Here is an 18,628-nt window from a genome sequence, read left to right as displayed (position 1 = left end):
AGGAATCCCTATGACTGACCCTGGAGGCGGTCGGGAGTTCCGTGAGGAGGGGCTCCGAACGACACGAGGAACCGCCCTGATGGCCGACTCCATCCGTCGGGGGAATGGAGTCGGTCGAATACGTTGCGGAGGGGGTGCCGACTTCCGATACGCTGGGAGATCGAAGGAGGTCCACGATGGCAGAGCCCGCCAACCAGGTACCCGGCGAGCACCCCGGTGCTCAGAGCACTCATCGCGAGGTCGACACCACCCTGAGTTTCAACGAAGAGTTCCAGGCCCAGCTGGCGGCACTCGAAGGTGGCGTCTCGACCGACGAACGCGAGGCCGTCGCGGCGCTCCCGTCCGGCTCGGCGCTGCTCGTCGTCCGCCGCGGACCGAACATCGGCGCCCGGTTCCTCCTCGACTCCGACGTCACGGTCGCCGGTCGGCACCCCGACGCCGGCATCTTCCTCGACGACGTCACGGTCAGTCGGAAGCACGCCGAGTTCCGTCGTCACGGCACGACCTTCAGCGTGAGCGACCTCGGCTCCCTGAACGGCACCTACTTCGACGGCGTCCGGATCGACGAGGCGCTCCTCAGCGACGGCGCCGAGGTGCAGGTCGGCAAGTTCCGACTCACGTTCTACGCGTCGCGCGTCGACCTGGCGCACCTGGCGATCAAGTAGTGCCCCGTCCTGCCGCCGCCCGGTCGACGCAGACCGGGCCGTCAGATCTGTTGACCATCGGACAGGTGCTGTCGCGGCTGAAGCCCGAGTTCCCCGATCTGAGCAACAGCAAGCTGCGCTTCCTCGAGGAGCGCGAGCTCGTGACGCCGGTGCGCACGCCGTCGGGCTATCGCAAGTTCTCGTCCGTCGACGTCGAGCGGCTGCGGTTCATCCTCGGTCTGCAACGCGATCACTACCTGCCGTTGAAGGTGATCAGGCAGCACCTCGCCGACCTCGACGCAGGGCGTCCGACGGCCCTGCCCGCGGGGGCGGGCTCGGTCTCCCTGGTGACGAGCCCGCGTCGGCTATCGCGAGACGAGCTGGTCGCGCAGACCGGCGCGACCCGTGCTCTGCTCGACGATGCCGTGGCGGCGTCCCTGCTGCCGGCCGCCGAGTTCCACGGCGACGACTCGGTGACCATGCTCACGGCCCTCGTCGAGCTCACGAAGACGGGAATCGAACCCCGTCACCTCCGCACCGTCCGTGTCGCCGCCGAACGGGAGCTCGACCTCATCGAATCCGCCGTGGCCTCGGTGGCCCGGCGCCGTGATTCGGCGGGCCGGGCCCGGGTCGCCGAGCTCTCCCGCGAGCTCGCCGAGCAGCTCGACGTCGTGCGTCGCGCGCTCGTCCGGTCGGCCCTCGACCGTCTCGACACGTAGACGGCGGCCGTCGCGAGGAATATCCTCGACACGCCGGGGGCACCGAGCGAATGTCGCCGGGTGGACGTCCAGATGTGGGTACCGTGGGTCCAGGTCAAACCATCAACCCGACATTGAATGTTGCGGGTGTGGACGAACAACAGTGGAAGGCAGCTGCATGAGTGAGTCAGGTTCCCCCGAGGGATCCCGCTACGAGCTGGGTCTGCTGTTCACCGACGGGATGCCCGACCTGGACGCCGACAGCGGTTACCGCGGCACCGTCGCTGCTCGCGCGGCAGGCATCAGCTACCGGCAGCTCGACTACTGGGCGCGGACCGGACTCGTCGAGCCCACCATCCGCGGGGCCGCAGGCTCCGGTTCCCAGCGTCTCTACGGTTTCCGCGACATCCTCGTCCTCAAGCTCGTCAAGCGCCTCCTCGACACGGGCATCTCGCTGCAGCAGATCCGCACGGCCGTCAATCAGCTCCGTGAGTCGGGCGTCAGCGACCTCGCCCAGACGACCCTCATGTCGGACGGGGCGAGCGTCTACCTGTGCACGTCGAACGACGAGGTCATCGACCTCGTGAGCAGGGGTCAGGGTGTCTTCGGCATCGCGGTCGGCAAGGTGCTCCGCGAGGTCGAGTCGAGCCTCGTCGAGCTCGACAGCACGCCGGCTGCGGATCCCGCCGACGAGCTCGCTGCTCGACGCGACTCCCGCGCCAGCTGACCGACCGTCCACGACGGAGAACGAGCCTCCACCCGATCGGGTGGAGGCTCGTCTCGTCTCGGAGCCTGTCGGCGTCCGCCGCCGGTCGCGCCGACGGCGACCTATCGGGTGGCCGGCTCGGCGTAGTCGCCGATCTTCGCCGTCCGCATGATGCGCTCGAGGAGCTGATCGAAGTTGCGCGCCATCTCCTGGGCGCTCTCGCCAGGCCAGACGTGCAGAGGCTTCGCGGCTCCCTGGGCCTGCTGCAGCGACGTCCGTTCGGGCAGCTGGGGGCTCAGCACGAGAGGTCCGAACATGTCGCGGAGCTCCTTGATGCGGAACTGGTGCTCGACGGACTGGACACGAGCGCGGTTGACGATGATGCCGAGGGGCTGCAGGCGGGGAGACAGGCCGCGACGGATCTCCTCGATGGCGCGGAGGGCGCGGTCGGCGGCGGCGACGCTGAACAGCCCGGGCTCCGTCACGACCGTCACGCGGTCGGAGGCCGCCCAGGCCGTGCGGGTGAGGGCGTTGAGGGAGGGGGCGCAGTCGATCAGGACGAGGTCGTAGTCGGCCTCGACGTTGGCGAGGGCCTCCTCGAGCTTCCAGATGTCGCGGATGGAGGGGTGGGGGCCGTCGAAGTTGATCGCCGACGGACTGCCGATCATGACGTCGATCTTGCCCTGACGGCCCTTGGTCCAGCCGCTGGGGGCGATGGCGGCCCGGACGGTCTTCTCCTTCGGAGACGCCAGGACGTCGGCCACGTTGAGGTGCCCCGCGACGGTGATGTCGAGGCCGGTCGAGACGTCCGATTGCGGATCGAGGTCGACGACGAGGGTCCTGAGGCCTTTGGCGAAGGCAGCCGACGTGAGTCCGAGCGTCACGGTCGTCTTGCCGACGCCCCCCTTGAGAGAGCTGACGCTGAGTACATGCACGCGCCACACGATACCTTCACTACTGTTGAAGCACCTAAAAGCCACGTCGACGAGACGCATTCTGGTGTCCCACTCCACCCCGCCCCACGAACCAGGAGGTGCACGCCGTGAGCGTGAGATCCATCCGTCTGTTCGGAGACCCGGTCCTCCGGTCGCCGTCCGACCCCGTCACGATCGGCGATCCCCGACTGGCGTCCCTCGTGAACGACCTTCTCGACACCGTCCGCGAGCCCGGTCGGGCGGGCGTCGCCGCGAGCCAGATCGGGGTGAATCTGCGCGCCTTCAGCTACAACGTCGACGGCGAGGTCGGCTACGTGCTGAACCCCGTCATCGTCGAGGTCTCCGGCGAGAAGGAGCTCGTCGACGAGGGCTGCCTCTCGGTGCCCGGCTTCTGGTTCCCGACGCCCCGGTGGTCGTACGCCCGGGTGGAGGGGCTCGACCTCGACGGTCAGAAGGTGGTGCTCGAGGGGACGGGGCTCATGGCCCAGGCCCTGCAGCACGAGACGGACCACCTCGACGGCACCCTCTACGTCATGACCCTCGAACCGGAGACCCGGCGCGAGGCCATGCGAGAGATCCGGACGAGCGACTGGTGGCGTTCCTGACGGATGACGCCCTGGTGCGGGGTCGCCCGACACCTCGTCCGACGTCGCGCCTCAGCGCGTCGGGGGAGTGACCGTGCGGACCGACTCGGTGCTCGGGAACACCGTGTAGAGATCACCGATCTGCGGTGCGAAGTCCTTCAGCACCACGGCTCGCTTGACGCTCATCTTCGGGGTCAGATGGCCGCTCTGCTCGGTCAGCTCGACGGGCAGGACGACGAACTTCCGGATGGACTCCGCGCGCGACACCGCCGTGTTGGCCTCGTCGACCGCACGCTGGATCTCGGCGAGCACCTTCGGGTGCTCCGCGGCCTCGGCCAGCGGCATGTCGGCCGCTTCTCCCGCGTTGTTGAGCCAGACCGGGAGCATCTCCGTGTCGAGGGTGACGAGCGCCGAGATGAAGGGCTTCTGGTCTCCGACGACCACCACCTGCGCCACGAGCGGGTTCGCACGGATCGGGTCTTCCAACACGGCGGGCGCGACATTCTTGCCTCCCGCGGTGACGATGATCTCCTTCTTCCGCCCGGTGATCGTCAGGTAGCCGTCGGAGTCGAGCGACCCCAGGTCTCCCGTGCGGAACCAGCCGTCCCGGAGCACCTCGGCGGTGCCCTCCGGATCCTTCCAGTAGCCGGCGAAGACGTTCTCGCCCTTGATCAGGACCTCGCCGTCGTCGTCGGTGCGCAGCGTCACGCCGGGCAGGGCCGGACCGACCGTGCCGATCTTGAACCGCGTGACGAGGTTGACGGATGCGGGCGCCGTGGTCTCGGTGAGGCCGTATCCCTCGAGGATGCGGATGTCCAGGCTGCGGAAGAAGTGGCCGAGTCGTGTGCCCAGCGGGGCGGAACCCGAGACGGCGTACCGGATGTTGCCGCCCATGGCCTTCTTGAGCTTGCTGTACACGAGCCGGTCGAAGAGCGCGAACCGCAGTCGCAGGCCGAGCGGGACGACTCCCTCGTCGAGGGCCTTGCTGTGGGCGATCGCGACGGCGACGGCACGGCGGAAGATGGCGCCGCGGCCTCCGGCCTCGGCCTTCTGCTCGGCCGAGTTGTACACCTTCTCGAAGACCCGCGGGACGGCGAGGAGGAACGACGGGCGGAACGACGCGAGCGAGGGCAGCAGCTGCTTCGTGTCGGCCTGGTGCCCGACCCGGACACCCGCGTGGACCGACATCACCGCGATGAAGCGCGCGAACACGTGGGCCGTCGTGATGAAGAGGAGCGTGGAGGAGCCCGGCGCGACGACGTCGGCCATCGCGACGGCGGCGTTGCGGCTGGTCTCGACGAAGTTGGCGTGGGTCAGCATGCAGCCACGAGGGCGGCCGGTCGTCCCCGACGTGTAGATGATCGTCGCGAGATCCGACGGACCCGCGGCGCTCCGGCGCCGTTCGAGCTCCTCGTCGGCGACGCCGGCGCCGGCGGCCGCGAGCTTGTCGAGATCCCCCAGGTCGATCTGCCAGACGTTCGCCACGTCGGGCAGCTCCGGGTGCACCTCGTCGAACCGGGCGAAGTGGTCCGCCGTCTCGAGGATCACGGCCACGGCACCGGAGTCGCTGAGGTTCCAGTGGACCTGGCTCGGCGACGACGTCTCGTAGACGGGGACGAGCAGCGCCCCGGCGAACCACGTGGCGAAGTCGACGAGGGTCCACTCGTAGCGGGTGCGGCACATGAGGCCGACGACGTCGCCGGGAGCGATGCCCGAGGCGATGAGGCCCTTGGCGAGAGCCCGCACCTGATGGAGGAACTCGGCTGCGGTGACGTCGGCCCAGCCTCCCACGCCGTCGGGCACGGAGAACAGGGCGGCGTCGGGCGTGGCCTTCGCGCGGTCGATCAGCAGGTCGGTCGCATTGGCGTTCACGTCGGGCTCCACGGCGAGGGGGACGGTGTGTTCGTTCACGGCAGCTCCTTCGGTACCGAACGATGTGGTCCTCTTCACCCTAGCGGGCGGTGGTCCCGGCGTGGTGGCGGGCGCCACGGACGCCCGGGATAGACTCGACGCTCGTGCAGGCAATCGGAATCGACATCGGCGGAACCAAGATCGCGGGTGGCGTGGTCACCGAGCTGGGTGAGATCGTCACCGAGCGTCGGGTGCCCACCCCCGCCGGGGACTCGGCCGCGATCGTCGACGCCGTGGTCGAGATGGTGCGCGCGCTGCAGGCCGAGCACGGCGACGTCGTCGCCGCCGGCGTCGCAGCCCCCGGCTTCATCGACGCCGCCCAGTCGACCGTCTACTACACGCCGAACATCGCGTGGCGCAACGAGCCGCTGCGGGCCCGTCTCTCCGAGCGTCTCGACCTGCACATCACCATCGACAACGACGCCAACGCGGCGGGCTGGGCGGAGTTCCGCTTCGGGGCCGGCCGGCTGGCGAGCGACATGACCATGCTCACCATCGGCACGGGGGTGGGCGGCGCGATCGTCGCCCAGGACCGTCTCCTCCGCGGCGGCTTCGGCACCGGCGGCGAGCTGGGGCACATGCGCGTGGTCCCCGGCGGGCTGCCCTGCGGCTGCGGCGCCCGCGGCTGCATCGAGCAGTACGGTTCGGGTCGCGCCCTCCTGCGCATGGCGGGTGAGGTCGCCGACCGTCCCGGCGCGGGAGCCGCCCTCGCGGCCGTCCGTGAGGCCAAGGGCGAGCTCACCGGCCACGACGTCAGCGAGCTCATGAAGGCCGGCGACCCCGGCGCCCTCGAGGCGCTGCGCGAGCTCGGCGGCTGGCTCGGCCAGGCGGCCGCCTCGCTCAGCGCCGTCCTCGACCCGCAGGTCTTCGTGTTCGGCGGCGGGGTGGCCCAGTCGGGCGAGCTCCTCCTCGCGCCCGTCCGCCAGGCCTACCTCGAGCACCTGCCCGCACGCGGCTACCACCCCGTACCCGAGTTCGTGATCGCGGAGCTCGTCAACGACGCGGGCGTGGTCGGCGCCGCCGACCTCGCTCGGCTCCACGCCACCGGCCTGTAGATTCGGCCCGGGTCCACCACCGTCCGACGAGAGGGGCATCGATGCTCTACTGGTTCTTGAAGACGCTCATCGCGACGCCGCTGGTGCTGTCGATCTTCCGTCCCTGGGTCCGCGGGGCGGAGCACGTCCCGCGCTCGGGTGCGGTCATCTTCGCGAGCAACCACCTCTCGTTCGTCGACTCGATCTTCCTGCCGCTCGCCCTCGACCGACGGATCTCATTCCTCGCCAAGAGCGACTACTTCACCGGCAAGGGCGTCAAGGGGTGGGCGATGCGCCTCTTCTTCACCGCCACGGGTCAGCTGTCGATCGACCGGTCGGGGGGCAAGGCGTCGGAGGCCTCGCTCGCGACGGGGCTCTCGGTCCTCGGACGGGGCGAGCAGCTCGGCATCTACCCCGAGGGGACCCGCAGCCCCGACGGCCGGCTCTACCGGGGGCGGACCGGAGTGGCGCGCATGATCCTCGAGGGGCACGTCCCCGTGATCCCGGTGGCCATGATCGACACCGAGAAGGTGATGAAGACCGGCACCAGGATCCCCAAGATCCGCCGGGTCGGCGTCGTCTTCGGAGAGCCCCTCGACTTCAGCCGCTTCGAGGGGATGGAGGGCGACCGCTTCATCCTCCGTTCGATCACCGACGAGATCATGTACGAGCTGAACGCGCTCAGCGGCCAGGAGTACGCCGACGTCTACGCGTCCAGCGTCAAGGAGAAGCGCACGGGCGGTTCGCGGTAGGCTCGTACGTCGGGATCGACCGGTCCCGACGTCCCACGACGCCCTCGAGGAAGACCGTGACCCAGCTCAGCGAACCGTTCGCAACGTCCGACACCGACGTCATCGCGGGGCTCGACTATTGGCGCACGCTCCCCATCAAGCAGCAGCCGTCGTGGCCCGACGCCTCCGCGCTGGAGGCCGCCTCCGCCGAGATCGCCACGCTCCCGCCGCTCGTCTTCGCGGGCGAGGTGGACACGCTCCGTTCGCGACTGGCCTCGGCCGCGCGAGGCGAGGCGTTCCTCCTGCAGGGCGGCGACTGCGCCGAGACGTTCGCCGGCGCCACCGCCGACCAGATCCGCGACCGGGTGAAGACCATCCTCCAGATGGCCGTCGTGCTGACCTACGGCGCCTCCATGCCGGTCATCAAGATGGGCCGCATGGCCGGTCAGTTCGCCAAGCCGCGATCGAGCGACAGCGAGACGCGTGACGGCGTGACCCTGCCCGCCTACCGAGGCGACATCGTGAACGGGTACGACTTCACCCCCGAGTCCCGTCGCGCCGACCCGGCTCGACTGGTGAAGGGATACCACACCTCGGCGTCGACCATCAATCTGATCCGCGCCTTCACGCAGGGTGGTTTCGCCGATCTCCGCCAGGTGCACAGCTGGAATCGCGGCTTCGCCGCGAACCCCGCCAACGCGGCCTACGAGCACCTGGCCAAGGAGATCGACAAGGCCATCCGGTTCATGGAGGCCGCGGGGGCTGACTTCGACGAGCTCAAGCGCGTCGAGTTCTACACCAGCCACGAGGGGCTGCTGATGGACTACGAGCGCCCGATGACGCGGATCGACTCGCGCACCGGAGACCCGTACGTCCTGTCGTCCCACTTCGTCTGGATCGGTGAGCGCACACGCGACCTCGACGGTGCGCACGTGGACTTCCTCTCCCGGGTGCGCAATCCGCTCGGCGTCAAGCTCGGGCCGAGCACCACCCCCGACGACATGCTCCGTCTGATCGACAAGCTGGACCCGGACCGCGAGCCCGGGCGGTTGACCTTCATCACGCGCATGGGGGCGGGCAGGATCCGCGATGCGCTCCCGCCGCTCCTCGAGGCGATCAAGAAGGCCGACGCGACGCCGCTCTGGGTCAGCGACCCGATGCACGGCAACGGTCTGACCACCCCCACGGGGTACAAGACCCGACGGTTCGAAGAGATCATGGACGAGGTCAAGGGCTTCTTCGAGGCCCACCGGGCCGCGGGGACGCACCCCGGCGGCATCCACATCGAGCTGACCGGAGACGACGTCACGGAGTGCCTCGGCGGCTCCGAGCACATCGACGAGGCGACGTTGGCGACCCGTTACGAGTCGCTCTGCGATCCCCGGCTCAACCACATGCAGTCGCTGGAGCTGGCGTTCCTGGTGGCCGAGGAGCTCGCCCAGAACTGACCCGCGCCTCCTGCGGTCCGATCGCCCCCGTCGACAGTCGACGGGGGCGATCGTCGTCCAGGCGCCGCGGCTCGCGTCACTCGACGCGGTAGCTGAGGGCGACCGTCGATCCGGCGTAGGCGATGCCGCCGGCGCCGGGATCAGTCGCCGTGACCGGGAGCGAGGCCTCCCAGTCGTAGAAGGCGCACGTGAAGTTGCGGCACGCGTCGTACGCGACCCGGAGGCCCAGGCCCTGCAGCTCCGCGGTCGCCTCATCGATCGTCTTCCCCGTCACATCGGGAACCGTGATGGGTGCGGGGCCGTCCGAGACGACGAGGTTCAGGGTGTCTCCGGGCCGGACGGGGCCATCCACCTGGGGCTCGGAGCGGATGACGGAACCGGCGTCGATCGTGCCGCTGTACTCGCGGCCGGACTCGACGCCGGCGAGCTCGACGGACTGCAGCGTCGCCTGCGCCTGCTCGACGGTCTGGCCGACGACGTCGGGGACGGGGCCGAGCGAGACCGTGAGGTCGATCGGCTGCTGCTCGCCGTACTGGCCTCCGCCGGAGAGGTCGACGGCGTTGCCGTCCGCCCCCACCCCCGCGATGCCCAGGACCGTTCCCTCGGCCTTCTCGTCGAACTGCTGCGACGGGTCGCGCACGGAGAAGTCGGAGAGCGCCTGACGGGCATCGTCGATCGACCCGCCCACGACCTGGGGCACCTCGAGCTGACGGGGCCCTTGCGAGACCACCATGGTGACGGTCGAGCCCTTCTGCAGCCGGCTCGACGCGTCGGGGTCGGTGGCCGTCACCTGACCCGCGGGGACGACGGGCGAGAAGTCGCTCCGGTTCTCGGAGTCGACCTCGAACCCGGCCTGGATCAGCTGGGCGGCGGCGGCGGCCGGGTCCTGGCCGGAGACGTCGGGCACCTCCGCCTGGGCTCCCGGTCCGGAGCCGAACCACCAGCCGACGCCGCCGACGAGCAGAGCGAGGACCACGACGATCACCAACCAGGCGGCTCCGCGGCGGTGACGACGCGCGGCGGCCGTGCGCAGCCGGTCGGCGTTGCTGTCGGTCTCCGGCCCGATCGGTCCGGTGCGGTGCCGGGCCTTCGGGAGGATCTGCGTCTCGCCGGTGCTCGCCCCCGTGCCCGAGCCCGAGTCGGGGAGGACCGCGGTCGCGGTCGCGGAAGGCAGGACCATCGTCCGACCGACGGGCGGGCCCGACGGGTCCGCCAGCGCGCGTTGGACGTCGAGGAGCTGGTCGAGCAGCGCACGGGCGTCGCGGGGCCGGTGCTCGGGGTCCCGGGCGGTGGCCCAGAGGACGAGCTCGTCGAGTTCGACCGGTACCGAGGGGTTGGTCGTGCTGGGTGCGGGCACGGTGTCGTTGGCGTGCTGGTAGGCGATCTGCATCGGCTGCTCGCCCTTGTACGGCTGCTCGCCGGTGAGCATCTCGAAGAGCATGATCCCGAGCGCGTAGATGTCGCTGCGCGTGTCGGCGATGCCCCGGGTGACGAGCTCGGGGGACAGGTAGGCGATCGTGCCGAGGAGGGCCGCGCCGGTGGCGGTGTTCGCGGTGGCGGCTCGTGCGAGGCCGAAGTCGCCGATCTTGATGCGCCCGTCGTCGGCCAGGAGGACGTTCTCGGGCTTCAGGTCGCGGTGCACGATGCCCGCTCGGTGGGCGGCGGCGAGACCGGCCAGCACGGCCTCCATGATGTCCATCGCCTGCTCGGCGGTCAGGACCTTGTGGTCCTGGAGGAGCTCGCGGAGGGTGATGCCCGGCAGATACTCCATGACGAGATAGGCCGAGTCGTCGTCCTGGCCCTGGTCGAAGACGTTGACGACGTTCGGGTGGGCGAGTCGAGCCGCCGATCGCGCCTCCTGGATGAAGCGCTCCTTGAAGGAGGCGTCGTCCGCCAGGTGTCCGTGCATGATCTTGATGGCCACGCGACGTTCGAGGCGCAGATCGGTGGCGAGGTAGACGGTGGCCATGCCGCCGCGGGCGATGCGTGAACGGACCTGATAGCGGTCGTCGATGAGCCGGCCGATCATCGGGTCAGTCTGGTTCACGCTCACGCCGCTGATTTTACGGACTCCGGCGCGTCGCGCGGCGACAACTCACCGCACCGGTCCGAAGTGACCGCCGGGGGCGGCCCGAGAACTCAACCGAGGGCGGCGAGCCAGGAGGCCGCAGGGGCCTCCCACTTGGCGTACGCCGTCGGGAAGGCCGACAGCTGGACGGCCTGCGCCGCACCGGTCAGCGACATCGACGACCAGCCGGGCACGTCCAGGAGTCCTCGGGTGAACCCCTTGTTGGGGTTCGTGGCTCCGCCGAAGAAGAGCTTGGTCGCGTGCACCGGATCGGTGAGCTGCGACGCGGTGCCCCAGCCCGTGCTCGGACGCTGCTGGAACAGCCCGACCGAGTCGCGGTCGCCGTGGTCGATGTTGCGCAGACTGGACTCCTGCGCGGCGGCGGCGAGAGCGATGACGATGGCTCGGTCGCCGGCGCCGATCTGCCGTCCGACCGCGATGATGGTGCGCGCGTTCCGCTGCTGCTCGGCGCTGAGAGTGGTGCCCGTCGACAGCGGGGTGGCCGACGTGGCCGCGACGGTGGTCGTCGCGGATGCCCCGCGCCCCGGGATGGTCAGCTTCTTGCCCGCGTAGATGGTGCTCGTGAAGCGGAGGCCGTTGGCGGAGAGGAGCGCGGACACGGTCGTCCCCGTGGCCGACGCGATCGATCCGAGGGTGTCGCCGGACCTGATCGTGTAGGTCGAGCCCGAGGCCGTCGAATCGGCGGTGCGGGGGGCGGCGGAGGAGGGGGCCTGGGCGGATCGGCCGGGGATGCTCAGCTTCTGACCGGGGTAGATGATGCTCGACCAGGCGAGGCCGTTCGCCGACAGCAGCGACGACGTGCTCACTCCGTGGGCCCCCGCGATGGAGCTGATGGTGTCGCCGCGGGCGATCGTGTAGCTGCCCGATGGCGAGGAGGACGTGGAGGCGCGGGCCGCAGGAGCGGAGGCGCCGCCCGCGGTCAGGCTCAGCTTCTGGCCGGGGAAGATCGTGGACTTCCAGCTGAGTCCGTTGAGTGCCAGGACGCTGGCGGTGCTCAGGCCGAACGAGCCGGCGATGGTCGCGACGGTGTCGCCGGACTTCACCGTGTAGCTCGACGGGGCGATGACGGAGGCACGGGCTGCGGCCAGCTCGACGACGGCGTCGTCGGTCTCGACGACGGTCGTGCCGGCCGTCTCGATCGCCGGGAGGACGGGCTTCGGAGCCGCCTGGGGCTTCTTCACGCGCTCGGGTGCGTGATCGAGCGATGCGATCGGCCCGGTGAGGCCGAGGCCGAGGGCCATCGATCCCACGAGCATGATCGGCACCGTGTTCAGCATGGAGCGCGCGAGGCGTCCGCTGGCACGGCGGTCGTGATCGACGGAGTCGATCGGCCCGAAGGCGCTGGTCGCGGGGCTGTCGTTCATGAGGTGATCCTCGTGTCTCGGGGGCAGGCACGTCGTCATCCTGATCCGCGACGGCGTGTCTCGAAGCTATCAAAGTGACACAGCTGGTGTGTCAAGTCAATCAATGAGGCTCGGGTGACGTATGTGACGGGAGTGACCTCGACGCCGTGCCGTCGTCGCGACCAGCCCGGGCGTGGCAAGGTTGTCCGGTGACCGATCTCTCTCAGCGCCCCTGGTTCGCCGACACCGAGTGGCTGGCCGTGCCCGATCTCGTGGAGAGGACCGGCTCGAGCGTCAGCCGTGTCCGGCGCCTGTTCGATGAGCACGCTCTCGTCGGAACACGGGTCGACGGTGCTCTCCGCACGCCGGCGATCTTCATCGGCGACGACGGCCAGCCCCGGCCCGAGCTCCGGGGGACCCTGACCGTGCTCGCCGACAACGGCTTCGACGACGACGAGGCCCTCGACTGGCTGATGTCCAACGACGACTCCCTGGATGCCGCACCCATCGCCGCCCTGCTCGCCGGTCGCAAGGCCGAGGTCCGACGAGTGGCGCAGAGCCTGCTCTGACCCCCGGGTCCGCCGTCGGGTCAGGAGGTGCGTCGCGTGACGGTGTCCGCCAGGCGGCTCAGCTGCGCCCGGGCGGAGGGCGAGAGCTCCGACCGCTCGAGAGCGTGGTTCGCTCGTTCGACCTGATCGGCGATCGACTGCTCGACGGCGTCGACGGCTCCGGAATCGCGCAGGGTCGCCTGCAGCATGGCGATCTGGTCGTCGTCGAGCTCCGGGTCGCCCAGGAGCTCGTCGAGCAACCGGACCGCACCCGGCGGGAGGGCCCGGCGGGCCGTCGCCACGAGGACGGTGCGCTTGCCCTCGCGCAGGTCGTCTCCGGCGGGTTTGCCGGTCACCTCGGGATCGCCGAAGACGCCGAGGAGGTCGTCGCGCAGCTGATAGGCGATGCCCAGGGGGAGTCCGAAGTGACGGAGCGACTCGAGGGCCTGCGGCGACCCTCCGGCCATCGCGGCTCCGATGGTCAGGGGGGCCTCGACGCTGTACTTGGCGGACTTGTAGACGATGACGCGCTGGGCCCGGGGGAGCAGGTCGATGTCGGGCACGGTCCGCCAGGCGCTCTCCTCGAGGATGTCGAGGTACTGGCCCACCGTGACCTCGGTGCGCATCCGGTTGAACTCGGCTCGGGCCGCTCGGGCGGCGTCGCGGGAGGGCAGGTCGTCGAAGGCCGAGGAGACCAGCTCGTCACTCCAGGCCAGCAGCAGATCACCCATCAGGAGAGCGCCGGACGTCCCGAACGAGCCCGGTTCGCCGAGCCAGGAGCCCTCGCGATGGAGGCGCTCGAACCTTCGATGGGCGGCCGGGAGCCCCCGACGGGTGTCCGAGTTGTCCATGATGTCGTCGTGCACCAGGGCGGCGGCGTGGAAGAACTCGAGGCCCGTGGAGGCGCTCATCACGGCCTCGAGGGCCCTCTCGTCGGGCGGGCTGCCCAGGGGGTCGAAGCCGGTGTCGAGCCCGGCGACGGACTGCCATCCCCAGTAGCAGAACAGCGCCCGGAACCGCTTGCCCCCCTGGAGCAGATCGCTCGAGAAGAGGGCGAACGGATCGAGGTCCGGGGCGATCGTCCGGAGCACCGGACGCTGCCTCTCGAGGAACCGGTCGATCCGCTCTTGAACCACGTCCACTAACCGCGTACTCTCAGCCACGCTGCCTAGCCTAGCCACAGCACGCAGGCATACACTCACACGTACTCATACGCGTCGATCCCGAGGTCGTAGGGCCTGTGCTCGAAGGGAACAACAAGATGCCACTTTCCGAACAGGAGCAGCGGCTCCTCGAAGAGATGGAGCGGAGTCTCTACAGCAACGACTCCGACTTCGTGGCGACCGTCGGCACCCGCCGTGGCCGACCGAACTACACCCTCGTGGTCGTCGGCGTGCTCGCCGGGCTGCTGGGCATCGCGGTCATCGTCACCGGCGTCATCTTCCGTCAGCCCCTGGTCGGCGTGCTCGGCTTCGTCCTCGTGGTCGGGGGCGCGTTGTTCGCCATCGCGCCGCCTCGGCGGAAGGGCGGCTCGATCCCGTCGGCACCCACACCGCCGCGTACGGCCGGCTCACGACCCGGAGCCTCCCGAGCCGGATCCAACGGCAGCATGATGGATCGTCTCAACGAGCGCTGGGACCGTCGCAACGACGGCGACGGCCGGCAGTAGCCCGCCGGGGCAGCGCGCCTCCACTTCTCTCCACGACCTCAGGGGTCGGCCTCGCGGCCGGCCCCTTTCGTCGTCTTCCGGGGGTTCTGCCGGACCGCGACCCCCCGCGGCGATCCCGCCCCGCATGCCCCGTCCCTCCTCGGGCTCCTTCCGTGTTCCCTTTCCCTCCACCCCTCGATCGCCCGGCATTCCGGGCATCGAGGGTTTCTTTCTGTGCCCAGAAGGGGGCGTTTCGTTGTCTGGTGGTGGGTTGTGGAGTAAAGTGGAGGCACGTGCCACCACCGGGCGCGGGGTGAAGGGGGAAGAGACGCATGTTCCTCGGCACCTATTCGCCCAAGCTCGACGAGAAGGGCCGCATCATCCTCCCCGCGAAATTCCGTGACGAACTGGCCTCGGGCCTCGTCATGACCCGTGGGCAGGAGCGCTGCGTCTACGTCTTCAGTCAGCGCGAGTTCGAGGACATGCACACGCGGATCCGTCAGGCCCCCATCACGAGCAAGGAAGGCCGCGACTACATGCGTCTGTTCCTCTCGGGTGCCAGCGACGAGATCCCCGACAAGCAGAACCGCGTCACCATCCCCGCCCAGCTCCGCGACTACGCGGCTCTCGGCCGGGACCTCACCGTCATCGGTGCCGGGAACCGCGCCGAGATCTGGGCGACCGATGCCTGGAACACCTACTACGAGGCCCAGGAGGCCGCGTTCGCCAACACGACGGAGGAGGTGATCCCCGGCCTCTTCTAGGTCCTCGGCCCTGACTCCCAGCCGTCCGCCCTGGCGCACCTTCCCCGGTGCCAGGTCGGGACGGATGGGGATCAGGGCCAGGGAACACAGGCCGACATCGCCATGGCAGAACAGATCCACACCCCCGTCCTCCTCGAGCGCACCCTCGAGCTGCTCGCACCGGCCCTCGGCCGCCCGGGCGCCGTCGCCGTCGACTGCACGCTCGGCATGGGCGGACACAGCGAGGCCATGCTGACCGCGTTCCCGGAGCTGACCGTCGTCGGACTCGACCGCGACACCCAGGCGCTCGAGATCGCGGGGGAGCGCCTCCGACCCTTCGGCGACCGGGCGCGCCTCGTGCACACCACGTACGACGGCATCGGCGAGGCTCTCGACGGTCTGGGCATCGACGTCGTCGACGGCGTGCTCTTCGACCTCGGCGTGTCCTCCCTTCAGCTCGACCGCGTCGAACGAGGGTTCTCGTACTCGAAGGACGCGCCTCTCGACATGCGCATGGACCCGACGTCCCCGGTCACCGCCGAGACCGTCCTCGCCGAGTACCCCGAGTCGGAGCTCCGTCGCATCTTCTACCAGTACGGCGAAGAGAAGCTGGCGCCCCGATACGCGCGTCGCATCGTCGAGCACCGGGCCGAGGCCCGCCTCACCCGCAGCGGCGAACTGGTCGACCTGCTCATCGCCGCTACGCCCATGGCGCTGCAGCGGGCGGGTCATCCGGCGAAGCGCGTCTTCCAGGCCCTGCGGATCGAGGTCAACGGCGAACTCGCGTCGCTCGAGGCCGCGGTCCCGGTGGCCCTCGACCGGATCGCGGAGTCCGGACGGATCGTCGTCCTCGCGTACCAGTCGCTCGAAGACCGGTTCGTCAAACGAGAGCTCGCGGCGCGGACGACCTCGACCGCCCCCCAGGGGCTGCCGATCGAGCTGCCGGAGCACCGTCCCGACTTCCGGTTGCTGGTGCGAGGCGCCGAACTCGCCTCGGCCGACGAGATCGACCGCAACCCCCGCGCCAAACCCGTCCGCCTTCGGGCAGCCGAACGAATCCGGAGAACAGCATGAGCAGCGAATTCGCCTTCGTCGACCCGACTCCGCTCGCCGAGCCCAGCCGTGCGCCCCGCACGCCTGCGGTCGAGATCGTCACGAGCCGGGCTCAACGGCGCGCACGTCCGAAGATCGCCTACGCCCTCGTGGCCACGGCTGCCCTGTTCGTCCTGCTGCTGACCCAGCTGGCCATCAGCATCGCGCTGAGCGACGGCGCCTACAAGATCTCGGCCCTTCAGGCCGAGCAGACCGAGCTCACCCGCGATCAGCAGAAGTTCTCCGAACGACTCGATGTCCTGTCGTCGCCGCAGAACCTCGCCAACAACGCCGAGAAGCTCGGCATGGTCCGCAACTCGAACCCCGTCTACCTGGACCCCGCCACGGGCGCCGTCCACGGCGACCCCTCACCGGCCGACGGCACCGCCGACGGCACCGACAACCTGATCCCCAACACGCTGCTCGACGGTGTGCCGCTGGCCACGGCGTCGACCGCCGGCGACACCGCGGCCGCAGCCGCCGCGGGGACGGCCGCAGCCGCCACCACGACCGACTCCGCGTCGACGGGCGCGGCGACCGCCGGAAGCGCCGAGCAGTCGGTAGCGTCTGACCCGAACCAGCTGGCGGCTCCCCAGACCCGCTAGCGGTACCCGACCCGGGTACCGGAAGTCGACAGCGGTCGGTGCAGCACGGCCCGCCGCGGTGAGGAATCCTTCGTGAACGCAGCCCCCCGCAGTCGCCGCCTCCGCGCGACGGTGGCCATGGCCCTGGTCTTCGCCCTCGTGGCGGTGTTCGTCGTCCGTCTGGCCGACATCCAGCTGGTCCAGGCGGCCGAGCTCAACGACCAGTCGCAGAACAAGCGCGAGATCAGTCAGGTCACCTACGGCGACCGCGGCGACATCCTGGCCTCCGACGGCACGGTCCTCGCCGGGAGCGTGACGCGGTACAACATCACGGCGGCACCCGCATTCGCGAAGACGCGCACGATCACCGAGACGGACGCCGACGGGAAGAAGACGAAGACGACGCTCACCGTCGAGCAGGTCATGGCGCAGGTCGCCGAGATCACCGGCGGCGACGCCGACGCGATGTACGAGAGCATCACGAAGGATCCGACCGCGAACTTCGCGTACCTGGTCAAGGGGGTCGACGTCGACGCGTTCCGGGCCGTGCGCGACCTGAAGAACAGCGGCATCTCGTACCTCTATTACGAGCGTCAGTCGGCTCGGACCTACCCGAACGGCTCCGTGGCCGGGAACCTCACCGGGTTCATCGGCACGGACGGTCCGCAGGCCGGGCTCGAGCTCAGCGCCGATCAGTGCCTCGCCGGGACGAACGGCAGCGAGACCTACGAGCGCGGTGCCGACGGGGTGCAGCTGCCGGGCAGCACGGTGACCACCAAGAAGGCCGTCCCCGGTGGTTCGCTGACCCTGTCGATCGACAAGGACCTCCAGTACATGACCCAGCAGGCGCTGGCCGAGCAGGCGCAGGCGATAGGGGCGGAGTCGGCGACCGCCGTCGTGATGAAGGCCGATACGGCCGGTCTGCTGGCCGTCGCCGACTATCCGGCCGTCGACCCGAACGACGTCGATGGGACCGCCGTCGACAACCTCGGGTCGCTGGCCTTCACCGCCTCCTACGAGCCGGGTTCGACCTTCAAGGCCATGACGGCCGCCATGCTGCTCGACTCGGGTACGGCCACGCCGACCAGCCCCGCCACCGTGCCGTACTCGCGGAGCTTCCCCTGGGGCGGCTCGATCCACGACGCGGTCTTCCACCCGACCGAGAACCTCACCCTCACCGGCATCCTCCGCGACTCGTCGAACGTCGGCATCTCGCTGCTCGGCGAGAACCTGTCGGCACAGGCCCGGTACGACTACATGGTGAAGTTCGGACTGAACGAGCCGACGGCGGTCGGGTTCCTCGGCGAGCCGACCCAGGGTGTCCGCGACGTCTCGTCCTGGGACGAGCAGACGAGCATCAACTCCATGTTCGGCCAGGGCGTCTCGACGACGGCGGTCCACCTCGCGAGCATCTTCCAGACCCTCGCGAACCACGGCGAGCGGCTGCCCGTCAACCTCGTCGAGAAGTGCACGGCGCCCGACGGGACGGTCTCGCAGACTCCGAGCACCGAAGGTACCCGCGTGGTCTCGCCGTACGCCGCCGACACCACCGTCAACATGCTCGAGAAGGTCGTCAGCGACGGCGACCTCAAGGACGTCTTGACCATCCCGGGGTACCGTGTGGCCGCCAAGACCGGAACCGCCGAAGTGGCGAAGTCGGACGGCACCGGCTACGGTTCGGATCGCATCGTGTCGGTCGCGGGCATCGCCCCGGCGGAGGACCCGCAGTACGTCGTCGTCGTGACCTTCACGAAGCCCAGTACCATCAAGACGTCGGCCGCTGCGGCGCCGACCTTCAACAAGATCATGTCCCAGGTCCTCGAGATGTACCGCGTCCCTCCGTCGACGGAGCCGGCACCGGACATCCCCGAGACCTGGTGAGAGAAGAGG

At 69.7% G+C, this 18,628-nt stretch carries 18 protein-coding genes; 13 read left to right on the top strand and 5 right to left on the bottom strand.

What is annotated here, in order from left to right; translation table 11 throughout:
- Window positions 1–176 precede the first annotated feature (176 nt).
- The 3 genes from FFA01_RS01840 (at window position 177) to FFA01_RS01830 (ending at window position 2,069) form a co-directional block, all read left to right on the top strand.
- Complete coding sequence (locus tag FFA01_RS01840; protein ID WP_146852371.1) at window positions 177–665, top strand: FHA domain-containing protein; 489 nt, start codon at window positions 177–179, stop codon at window positions 663–665.
- Between the two features lie 50 nt (window positions 666–715).
- The gene (gene ftsR / locus FFA01_RS01835) at window positions 716–1,363 is read left to right on the top strand and encodes a transcriptional regulator FtsR (RefSeq protein WP_244289653.1); all 648 of its coding nucleotides are present in this window, start codon (window positions 716–718) and stop codon (window positions 1,361–1,363) included.
- Between the two features lie 157 nt (window positions 1,364–1,520).
- The gene (locus tag FFA01_RS01830) at window positions 1,521–2,069 is read left to right on the top strand and encodes a MerR family transcriptional regulator (RefSeq protein ID WP_146852367.1); all 549 of its coding nucleotides are present in this window, start codon (window positions 1,521–1,523) and stop codon (window positions 2,067–2,069) included.
- A 101-nt stretch (window positions 2,070–2,170) separates the two neighbouring features.
- Here the strand turns inward: FFA01_RS01830 and FFA01_RS01825 are convergent, their stop codons facing one another.
- Window positions 2,171–2,983, bottom strand: coding sequence for a ParA family protein (locus FFA01_RS01825; RefSeq protein ID WP_146852365.1), 813 nt, complete (start codon window positions 2,981–2,983; stop codon window positions 2,171–2,173).
- 107 nt (window positions 2,984–3,090) lie between these two features.
- Here FFA01_RS01825 and def point away from each other — a divergent pair, with 107 nt between their 5' ends.
- On the top strand, window positions 3,091–3,588 hold the full coding sequence (def, locus tag FFA01_RS01820; RefSeq protein ID WP_146852363.1) for a peptide deformylase: 498 nt from the start codon (window positions 3,091–3,093) through the stop codon (window positions 3,586–3,588).
- A gap of 51 nt (window positions 3,589–3,639) precedes the next feature.
- Here the strand turns inward: def and FFA01_RS01815 are convergent, their stop codons facing one another.
- Window positions 3,640–5,478 (bottom strand): AMP-dependent synthetase/ligase, encoded by a 1,839-nt coding sequence (locus tag FFA01_RS01815; RefSeq protein WP_146852361.1) that lies wholly within the window; start codon window positions 5,476–5,478, stop codon window positions 3,640–3,642.
- A gap of 104 nt (window positions 5,479–5,582) precedes the next feature.
- Here FFA01_RS01815 and FFA01_RS01810 point away from each other — a divergent pair, with 104 nt between their 5' ends.
- The 3 genes from FFA01_RS01810 to FFA01_RS01800 are packed head-to-tail and all read left to right on the top strand — an operon-like array spanning window position 5,583 to window position 8,691.
- Window positions 5,583–6,533 carry an ROK family glucokinase gene (locus tag FFA01_RS01810; RefSeq protein ID WP_146852359.1) on the top strand — a complete coding sequence of 317 codons (951 nt, stop codon included), beginning with the start codon at window positions 5,583–5,585 and terminating at the stop codon, window positions 6,531–6,533.
- A gap of 41 nt (window positions 6,534–6,574) precedes the next feature.
- A complete protein-coding gene (locus FFA01_RS01805; protein WP_146852357.1) occupies window positions 6,575–7,264 on the top strand; it encodes a lysophospholipid acyltransferase family protein in 690 nt (229 codons plus the stop codon).
- A 56-nt stretch (window positions 7,265–7,320) separates the two neighbouring features.
- A complete protein-coding gene (locus FFA01_RS01800; protein ID WP_146852355.1) occupies window positions 7,321–8,691 on the top strand; it encodes a class II 3-deoxy-7-phosphoheptulonate synthase in 1,371 nt (456 codons plus the stop codon).
- Window positions 8,692–8,767: 76 nt separating this feature from the next.
- On the opposite strand, the gene pknB is transcribed toward FFA01_RS01800, so the two are convergent.
- Both pknB and FFA01_RS01790 read right to left on the bottom strand, forming a co-directional pair.
- Window positions 8,768–10,720: a Stk1 family PASTA domain-containing Ser/Thr kinase gene (pknB, locus tag FFA01_RS01795; RefSeq protein WP_220478231.1), complete on the bottom strand. Its 1,953-nt coding sequence runs from the start codon at window positions 10,718–10,720 to the stop codon at window positions 8,768–8,770.
- Window positions 10,721–10,830: 110 nt separating this feature from the next.
- Window positions 10,831–12,144: a muramidase family protein gene (locus tag FFA01_RS01790; RefSeq protein ID WP_244289651.1), complete on the bottom strand. Its 1,314-nt coding sequence runs from the start codon at window positions 12,142–12,144 to the stop codon at window positions 10,831–10,833.
- Between the two features lie 188 nt (window positions 12,145–12,332).
- On the opposite strand from FFA01_RS01790, the gene FFA01_RS01785 reads away from it, so the two are divergent.
- Entirely contained in the window at window positions 12,333–12,692 is a 360-nt protein-coding gene (locus FFA01_RS01785; protein WP_146852351.1) for an Rv2175c family DNA-binding protein, read from the top strand.
- Between the two features lie 20 nt (window positions 12,693–12,712).
- Here the strand turns inward: FFA01_RS01785 and FFA01_RS01780 are convergent, their stop codons facing one another.
- Complete coding sequence (locus FFA01_RS01780; protein WP_146852349.1) at window positions 12,713–13,834, bottom strand: polyprenyl synthetase family protein; 1,122 nt, start codon at window positions 13,832–13,834, stop codon at window positions 12,713–12,715.
- Between the two features lie 98 nt (window positions 13,835–13,932).
- Between FFA01_RS01780 and FFA01_RS01775 the strand changes: the two genes are divergently transcribed.
- The 5 genes from FFA01_RS01775 to FFA01_RS01755 all read left to right on the top strand — a co-directional run bounded on the left by FFA01_RS01775 (window position 13,933) and on the right by FFA01_RS01755 (window position 18,619).
- A complete protein-coding gene (locus FFA01_RS01775) occupies window positions 13,933–14,340 on the top strand; it encodes an SCO2097 family morphological protein (protein ID WP_146852347.1) in 408 nt (135 codons plus the stop codon).
- Window positions 14,341–14,651: 311 nt separating this feature from the next.
- Complete coding sequence (gene mraZ / locus FFA01_RS01770; RefSeq protein ID WP_146852345.1) at window positions 14,652–15,083, top strand: division/cell wall cluster transcriptional repressor MraZ; 432 nt, start codon at window positions 14,652–14,654, stop codon at window positions 15,081–15,083.
- A gap of 102 nt (window positions 15,084–15,185) precedes the next feature.
- Complete coding sequence (gene rsmH, locus FFA01_RS01765) at window positions 15,186–16,136, top strand: 16S rRNA (cytosine(1402)-N(4))-methyltransferase RsmH (protein WP_146852343.1); 951 nt, start codon at window positions 15,186–15,188, stop codon at window positions 16,134–16,136.
- Window positions 16,133–16,759 carry a cell division protein FtsL gene (gene ftsL, locus FFA01_RS01760; RefSeq protein WP_146852340.1) on the top strand — a complete coding sequence of 209 codons (627 nt, stop codon included), beginning with the start codon at window positions 16,133–16,135 and terminating at the stop codon, window positions 16,757–16,759. Before rsmH ends, ftsL begins: the two co-directional genes overlap by 4 nt.
- Before the next feature lie 72 nt (window positions 16,760–16,831).
- On the top strand, window positions 16,832–18,619 hold the full coding sequence (locus FFA01_RS01755) for a peptidoglycan D,D-transpeptidase FtsI family protein (RefSeq protein ID WP_244289650.1): 1,788 nt from the start codon (window positions 16,832–16,834) through the stop codon (window positions 18,617–18,619).
- Window positions 18,620–18,628 lie beyond the last annotated feature (9 nt).

The sequence above is a fragment of the Frigoribacterium faeni genome (assembly GCF_007988805.1).
In the GTDB taxonomy this organism is placed as follows: domain Bacteria; phylum Actinomycetota; class Actinomycetes; order Actinomycetales; family Microbacteriaceae; genus Frigoribacterium; species Frigoribacterium faeni.
The sequence above is the reverse complement of the archived record's forward strand: the minus strand, read 5'-3'. Positions and strand labels throughout refer to the sequence as shown.

Bases quoted from the DNA above. Each gene is read 5' to 3' on its own strand.
- FFA01_RS01805 (WP_146852357.1), top strand. From the start codon at position 6,575: ATGCTCTACTGGTTCTTGAAGACGCTCATCGCGACGCCGCTGGTGCTG.
- mraZ (WP_146852345.1), top strand. From the start codon at position 14,652: ATGTTCCTCGGCACCTATTCGCCCAAGCTCGACGAGAAGGGCCGCATC.
- rsmH (WP_146852343.1), top strand. From the start codon at position 15,186: ATGGCAGAACAGATCCACACCCCCGTCCTCCTCGAGCGCACCCTCGAG.
- FFA01_RS01830 (WP_146852367.1), top strand. From the start codon at position 1,521: ATGAGTGAGTCAGGTTCCCCCGAGGGATCCCGCTACGAGCTGGGTCTG.
- ftsL (WP_146852340.1), top strand. From the start codon at position 16,133: ATGAGCAGCGAATTCGCCTTCGTCGACCCGACTCCGCTCGCCGAGCCC.
- FFA01_RS01775 (WP_146852347.1), top strand. From the start codon at position 13,933: ATGCCACTTTCCGAACAGGAGCAGCGGCTCCTCGAAGAGATGGAGCGG.
- FFA01_RS01790 (WP_244289651.1), bottom strand. From the start codon at position 12,144: ATGAACGACAGCCCCGCGACCAGCGCCTTCGGGCCGATCGACTCCGTC.
- pknB (WP_220478231.1), bottom strand. From the start codon at position 10,720: ATGATCGGCCGGCTCATCGACGACCGCTATCAGGTCCGTTCACGCATC.
- FFA01_RS01840 (WP_146852371.1), top strand. From the start codon at position 177: ATGGCAGAGCCCGCCAACCAGGTACCCGGCGAGCACCCCGGTGCTCAG.